6 protein-coding genes and 1 pseudogene are annotated in these 6,438 nt (G+C 46.8%); all 7 read right to left on the bottom strand.

Going from position 1 to position 6,438, the window contains the following annotated elements; translation table 11 throughout:
• Positions 1-268, bottom strand: a pseudogene (locus LQZ21_RS05215) (hypothetical protein); the annotation flags it as partial.
• A 206-nt stretch (positions 269-474) separates the two neighbouring features.
• Positions 475-1,329, bottom strand: coding sequence for a DUF8021 domain-containing protein (locus tag LQZ21_RS05210; RefSeq protein ID WP_411043177.1), 855 nt, complete (start codon positions 1,327-1,329; stop codon positions 475-477).
• 156 nt (positions 1,330-1,485) lie between these two features.
• Positions 1,486-2,427 carry a helix-turn-helix domain-containing protein gene (locus LQZ21_RS05205; protein WP_411043176.1) on the bottom strand — a complete coding sequence of 314 codons (942 nt, stop codon included), beginning with the start codon at positions 2,425-2,427 and terminating at the stop codon, positions 1,486-1,488.
• Between the two features lie 115 nt (positions 2,428-2,542).
• A complete protein-coding gene (locus LQZ21_RS05200; protein ID WP_411043175.1) occupies positions 2,543-3,328 on the bottom strand; it encodes an SDR family oxidoreductase in 786 nt (261 codons plus the stop codon).
• A complete protein-coding gene (locus LQZ21_RS05195) occupies positions 3,328-4,302 on the bottom strand; it encodes a transketolase family protein (protein ID WP_411043174.1) in 975 nt (324 codons plus the stop codon). The genes LQZ21_RS05200 and LQZ21_RS05195 overlap by 1 nt, the downstream gene beginning before the upstream one ends.
• Positions 4,303-5,172 carry a transketolase gene (locus tag LQZ21_RS05190; RefSeq protein ID WP_411043173.1) on the bottom strand — a complete coding sequence of 290 codons (870 nt, stop codon included), beginning with the start codon at positions 5,170-5,172 and terminating at the stop codon, positions 4,303-4,305.
• A gap of 12 nt (positions 5,173-5,184) precedes the next feature.
• Complete coding sequence (locus LQZ21_RS05185) at positions 5,185-6,249, bottom strand: zinc-dependent alcohol dehydrogenase (RefSeq protein WP_411043172.1); 1,065 nt, start codon at positions 6,247-6,249, stop codon at positions 5,185-5,187.
• Between the last annotated feature and the right edge of the window lie 189 nt (positions 6,250-6,438).

The raw sequence follows: 6,438 nt of genomic DNA, 5'->3' as shown, positions 1-6,438 counted from the left end.
TATACAAATAAAAACTCACCACTCCTGTTTTTTGGGATTTGGGTGGGGGGGGGGGGGGGGGGGGGGGGGATAAAAAATTTAAAATGATTAATGGGGAACAGCAGGGAAAAGGAACTGGGTGATGGATAATATAGATCATGACTTTCTCATACAACTTGCCGTTTATTTCCGTAACGGCACCGAAGGGTCGGATGGAAGGCCTACCTTCATCTGTTGTTGCCACATAAAAAACGTTATTATCCTTTAAAAAATTCAACACTTCTTCCATTCAGCTTTCCTTAATAGACTTGTTCAAAAACCCGATCGGTTGTCTCTCAAATCTTGCAATTTTCAACCCACGAACCTTCAATTTGTAGACTGCAAAACTATAGTATTTTGGAAAAAATTGTTTGGAAATTGAAGCTTCCGAACAACTCTGCCAAAAAATCTATAATAACCAGCAACTCATAGCCATCAAGAAAAATTTGCCTTGTCTTATTTCTCCCATCCTGTTTTACCGGTAAGGAAAGGGAACATGGCCAGAAGACGGTTAATTAATCCGTAATCAATACGGAAAACTTCAACCACCAGTGCTCCCCGGACATAATCCCTTGCTGCCGGCCCGGCTATATTATTTTCCATCATGCAATAACTGATGATAAGGCCATATTCAGGGTCTACTACCGGATACCGGCGGTTTTCTTGAAGAACGTCCCATCTGAAAGTTTTATTGTGCTTAAAATCACCCCTGAAGGAATGGAGCTGGTTGGTTGTCCGGTAACCCTCTTCATAACGCTGGGCATCGGGATGTACAGGTAGTTGATCAATTGGTCTAAGACCAGAAGCGCAGTCCCAATAATTGTCAATCAGGGCAATCATTTCTTCTTTTGTACTACGGGCATCGGGATGCACATACCAGGAAAAATTGGGGTCCGGTAGAACAATATCTTTCTTCGGTACGGGAAAAAGGCGCAGATCACGGTCGTTGCAGAGCTCTTCAATTTCAGTAATTAGACCCTGTTCCAATTTGATGCGGATAGTTACCGTACACCAGAAAGCATAAAGGTTCATGTCTATCTGACGGGGTACACCAAAATCCGACTGCACATTGGTAAAGACCCCATAAAAAACTGCCTGTTCTGAATCGGGATCCGCAAAGGTCTGCCGTTCTTTTACCCGGAGCGTATTACGCCAAAGGGGGGATTCCCCAATTTTACTCGACTCGCCGTTATGGGTCATCTTTAGCCTGGGACTCACTGGAACTTTTTCCGGGGTCTTGTCAATAATGGCTTCAAGATAAGTATCTACAGCCAATAAGATATCCCTTCGTTTCAATTCACGTTCAGTCATAATCCTCACCTTTAATTCATTCTAAAGGGCATAGCCCTTGACCGCTTTGCAATGAAATATACTCATTTTCCATATTCACTACAACTGTCTTAGGATACTATGTATCAGTTAGAAAGCAATGAAGAATTGAGACAAAAAACAGATTTATATGTCTATTTAGTTGCTGTTACTTCCGCCACCGGCAGGGGTTTTCAGGGCCTTGTCCTGCCTGAATTGCATATTCCGGTATTGGGACATGGAGATCCCTACGTACTTCTTGAAGAGCTTGTACAGGGTTCGGGAACACGAAAAACCTGTAAGTTCGGATATCTTTTCTATCGAATAATCGGTAAGGCAAAGATACCTTTTGGCATATTCTATGCGCAGCAGATTCAGGTTTCTCATGACAGAGGTATTAAATATCTTCATGTATGCCCGGTTAACGTGGCGGGAAGAATAATTAAGGTGTTTTGCTGCATCTTCCAGGGTGATGGGTTCGGTAAAATGGGCATGGAGATACTTGCTGGCCGCAATTCCCAGATTCAGCATGCCTGCCAGATTTTGATCCGTGACTCTGATCCTGACGGTATGGCGGAGGGCCCTGATCAAAAAATCATACATTTTAAAAACAATGGAACTGTTCCAGGCCAGCTGTTTGCGATCCAATTCGTTTTGAATGACGTCCAATATCTCATGACCGTCAAAGGGGACCTCGGAATGGATGAATAGCCGTTTGTCTATCCTTTCTATCGCCTGCCGCAGATCTTCCCATTCGTGGATACCCTCCGGCCCCCGGTAGGTTTGGGTAATGACAGGAAACAGATCCCATATTAAAACAAAATAACGGAAGTTACAGTCCGGCTCGAACAGCACCTGGTGTTCAACATTCTTGGCAATGAACAGCAGTTCGTGCTTTTTGAGTTTTATTATTTCATCCTTTATCTTAATCTGGATGTATTTCTCCAGCGTGAAGTAGATTTCGTAGAAAGGGTGCTGATGGGCGAATTCCGCCGTCATATTATCAAGTTTATCCGCATATGCCAGGGTGAATTCGTATGTATCGAATCGAATGCTGGTTATATGATCATAAATAAAGCTTTTGGGATTATTCTGACTCATAATGGGGCCATTATAGCATCCCTCTGGAAATAAGAACATACCCCGACAACAAAAATTCGATCCGGAAGTGCCGCATTTGCGATATTTCGCGTTTTATACGTTTTTCAACGGTTTCCTACAGTATCGTTGAAAAACCACCGTCAACGTTGATATTCCAGCCGTTGATATAATCCGAAGCTTTGCTGGCCAGAAAAACCGCGGTTCCCATGAGGGAATCAAGATTACCCCACTTCCCTCCCGGGAGCCTGCTTGATATTTTTTCAAAGAGCGGCCTGTTTTCCTGGACCGCCTTGTTGACATCGGTGGCGAAAAAGCCCGGACAGATGGCATTGGTCTGGATATTGTATTTACCCAATTCATTGGCAAAATCCCTGGTAATGCCGATGACGCCGTGTTTGCTGATGACATAGGGAGGGCACCGGCCGTCCGCGGTATAAGACAGGGCCGAGCCGATATTGATGATCTTGCCATGTCCCTGCTTGATCATCACCTTGCTGACCTCATGGCCAAGGTAATAAACAACGTTGAGGTTCAGGTTGATTACTTTTTCATAGGCTTCATCGGGATAATCGACAAAGTCATCGAAAATGCCTATTCCGGCGTTGTTCACCAGGATATCTATTTTGCCGTATTCTTTAAGGCAGGTTTCTACCACGTCCTTCCGATACTGCCTGTCGGTCAAATCACCCTTCAGAAAAACCACCCGCCGTCCTTCTGTTTCCACAGCCTCGCGGACTTCGGCTATTTCGTCAATAAAGTGGGGAATAAACAGATCGGCCCCGGCCTTGGCAAAGGCTATGGAGTAGGACATACCCAGATTGGTATTGCCTCCGGTAACAATCGCCGTCTTCCCCTTCAAGGAAAAGTAATCCATTGAAAACAGTTTGATATTCTCGTCCATTATTTACCCCTTAAAATTGATGAAGCCCTGGCTGCAATTCCTTCGGGATCCATGCCGTAGTATTTATATACCTCATCAGGATCGCCCAGAACCGCGAATTCATCCGGCAGACCGATCCGGGCGAATTTTCCACCGAAACCGTTTTCACATAGGTATTCTGCGGCGGCACTACCCAAACCCCCGTTTATGGAAGCCTCTTCGACCGTTATTACACAACCGGTTTCCCCGGCGCATTTTGCGATTGCATCGGTATCCAGCGGTTTCAGGGTATGCATATCGATAACCCGGGCGTCAATGCCGTGTTTCTCTTTGAGAATTTTTGCGCCCATCAGGGACCAGTAAACACAGGAACCGCAGCTGATAATGGACAGATCTTTTCCGCTTTTAATCTCTATGGCTTTGCCGAGAATAAAATCATAATCGGTATCCGCGTAGACTTTGGGGGACCCGCCCCGATCAATACGGATTACCATGGGCCCCTTGTAATTCATGGAATGGCGGATGACTTTCCTGCATTGATCCGCGTCGGCAGGAATCACAACGGCAAGATTCGGGATGGCCCGGTATAGGGCAAGATCCGCGATGCAATTGTGAGTCGGCCCGCCGGCAGCCGTAACACCCGCATGGGTTCCGATCAGCCGTACCGGTACGTCGTTATAGGCGATATCGGTGTGAATCTGATCCGCCGAACGCAGTGAAAGGAAGGGGCCGAACAACTGGGCGAAAACCGTCAAACCGCTCAGGGCAAGGCCCGCGGAAGCGCCTACCTGGTTTGGTTCGGCAATGCCGAAATTGAAACACCGTTCGGGATATTTCGCTACGAACTGTCCGGCAGTGGTAGAAGGCGCGACATTATCCGAATAGGTGAAGGCAAATACCATTCCTTCATCGGCCAGGGCCATCATCTCTTCGCCATACGCTTCTTTTGCGTTGCTGAGCATCTGATCAAAATCGAAGGTTGTCGTAACCGGCATTTATCTGACTCTCCTGTTCTTTTCTACCGAAGCAAGGGCGATATCAAGCTGCTCTTTAGCGATACCACCACCGTGCCATTTGGCGACATTTTCCATAAAATCAACGCCTTTTCCTTTGGTGGTGTTGGCGATGATTGCCACCGGTTTCCGCCTGGAAAGAGGGTCCGCCGGCGGCAGGCTTTGAAACGCTTCGCACACTTCATACATGTCGTTTCCGTCGATTTCAAGGACTTTCCAGCCGAAGGCTTCCAGTTTTTTGTCCAGGGGATCGATATTCATCACATCCCTGGTAAACCCAGTCATCTGAAGCCCATTCTTGTCGATGATCGCTGTCAGATTCCCCAACTGGTGATGTCCGCCAGCCATAAAAGCTTCCCAGTTGGTGCCTTCATTCAACTCGCCATCACCGACGATTACAAAGGTACGCCAGAATTTTTTCTGCATTCTGGCGCCAAGGGCCAATCCTACCGCTATGGGAAGGCCGTGACCGAGGGATCCCGCGCTTGCCTCTATAGCGTCAACGTATTTCCTGTTGCTGTGCATGCCGAATCGGGAAGTATCCAAGGTTTCAAAATGTTCCACGATGTAATCCATCGTAAACATGCCCAGATCGGCAAAGATGGTATACAGGGTCTCGGAACAATGCCCTTTGCTCAACACCAGACGATCCCTCTCCGGCCATTTCGGATTTTCAGGATCGTAAGCAAGATATTTATAATAGAGGGCGACGGCCACTTCGACGATTGACAGCTCCCCGCCCAGATGTCCCATACCGATACGATATATTAAATTCAGCAGATCCTTACGGATCTTTAGACATTTTTCCTCCAGTTCTTTTACCGTATCAAGATCAATATTATACGTATACATGCGCCTACTCCCTTATTTATCTTTCAGATCATCGTTACAGCAAAGCAATACTTTGGGGTATTTTCCGCCGAGATGCTGACGAAATGCGTCTTCCACATCATCAAGGCGGTAAACGCATTGGGTAAAATCTTCCAGCCTGTATTTACCTATCAACTGGAGTGCCCGGGGGAAGGTATACGGCGAAATATACGTTCCAGTTATGGTCAGCTCTTTTTTATAGCAGTATTTTGAGAGGTTAAGGGGCATCTCAAAAGAATTGGGATACATTGCGCTGTAGAGCAATGTGCCGCCAAGGGCCGTTATCTCTGGAAGGATTCCGGCTGCCTTTACCGAACCGGAACAGTCCACGACAATGTCGTAGCCCAGCCCGCCGGTCAATTTCAGGGCGGCCTGCGACACATCACCAGAAGCCGGATCGATCACACTATCTGCGCCCAATTTTTCCGCAAGCCTGCGGCGGCCCTCTATGGGTTCGATCAGTGTGATCTGCGAAGCACCTGCCATTCTGAAGCCCTGAAGCGACAGAAGGCCGATTGGTCCGCCGCCGCATATCGCGACTCTGGCGCCGAAACGGGGCGCCGCCTTATCAACAATACGCACCGCTACGGAGACCGGTTCCAGCAGGCATCCTTCTTTCAGCGATACCCCGTCGGGCAGTTTATAGACCTGACTTTCATGCCAAGTAATAAATTCGGACATGCCCGGCTGATTTGATTCGTCGGCATGGATGCAGAACTGCTGCTGTCCGTTCTGACAATAGTAACAGGTCCCGCAAAATTTGAGAAAATTACCGGCAACCCTGTCGCCGATTTTCAGCTTTTTTTTGACTGCCTTGGAACCTGTTTCTACAATAACGCCGCTTACCTCATGACCAAGTCCAAAGGGCACATCCCATCCGAAAATATTATCTTGCGCAAGATGAGGATCGGAACCGCAGATCGAACAATAAGCAACTTTGATCTTAATGTCTTCCGGCCCTGGAGCTTTGACGGGAATATCAACGACCTTAAGCCGCCCGGCTTCCGGCACAGACGGATTGTGAAGGGGTCCTATTTTTATTACTTGAACTGATTTCATTTCCCCATCCTTATTTTACAGGAAATCTAAAATTGCTTTTTCCATATACGATATTTTGAAAAAGCCTCATATATATACCTATAATTAGCTCATACTATTTGATACAAAACAATCAACAAACAAGACACGAAATGAATTTTTTTGTCTTTTTGATTCGTATTGAGAGTTTCATACCCCACCCTTGATACT

The sequence above is a fragment of the Treponema sp. TIM-1 genome (assembly GCF_046533115.1).
Classification (GTDB): domain Bacteria; phylum Spirochaetota; class Spirochaetia; order Treponematales; family Breznakiellaceae; genus JAIRMO01.
The sequence above is the reverse complement of the archived record's forward strand: the minus strand, read 5'-3'. Positions and strand labels throughout refer to the sequence as shown.

What these genes read in the sequence shown, in the direction of transcription:
- LQZ21_RS05210 (WP_411043177.1), bottom strand. Translation starts at nt 1,329, where the DNA reads ATGACTGAACGTGAATTGAAACGAAGGGATATCTTATTGGCTGTAGAT.
- LQZ21_RS05205 (WP_411043176.1), bottom strand. Translation starts at nt 2,427, where the DNA reads ATGAGTCAGAATAATCCCAAAAGCTTTATTTATGATCATATAACCAGC.
- LQZ21_RS05200 (WP_411043175.1), bottom strand. Translation starts at nt 3,328, where the DNA reads ATGGACGAGAATATCAAACTGTTTTCAATGGATTACTTTTCCTTGAAG.
- LQZ21_RS05195 (WP_411043174.1), bottom strand. Translation starts at nt 4,302, where the DNA reads ATGCCGGTTACGACAACCTTCGATTTTGATCAGATGCTCAGCAACGCA.
- LQZ21_RS05190 (WP_411043173.1), bottom strand. Translation starts at nt 5,172, where the DNA reads ATGTATACGTATAATATTGATCTTGATACGGTAAAAGAACTGGAGGAA.
- LQZ21_RS05185 (WP_411043172.1), bottom strand. Translation starts at nt 6,249, where the DNA reads ATGAAATCAGTTCAAGTAATAAAAATAGGACCCCTTCACAATCCGTCT.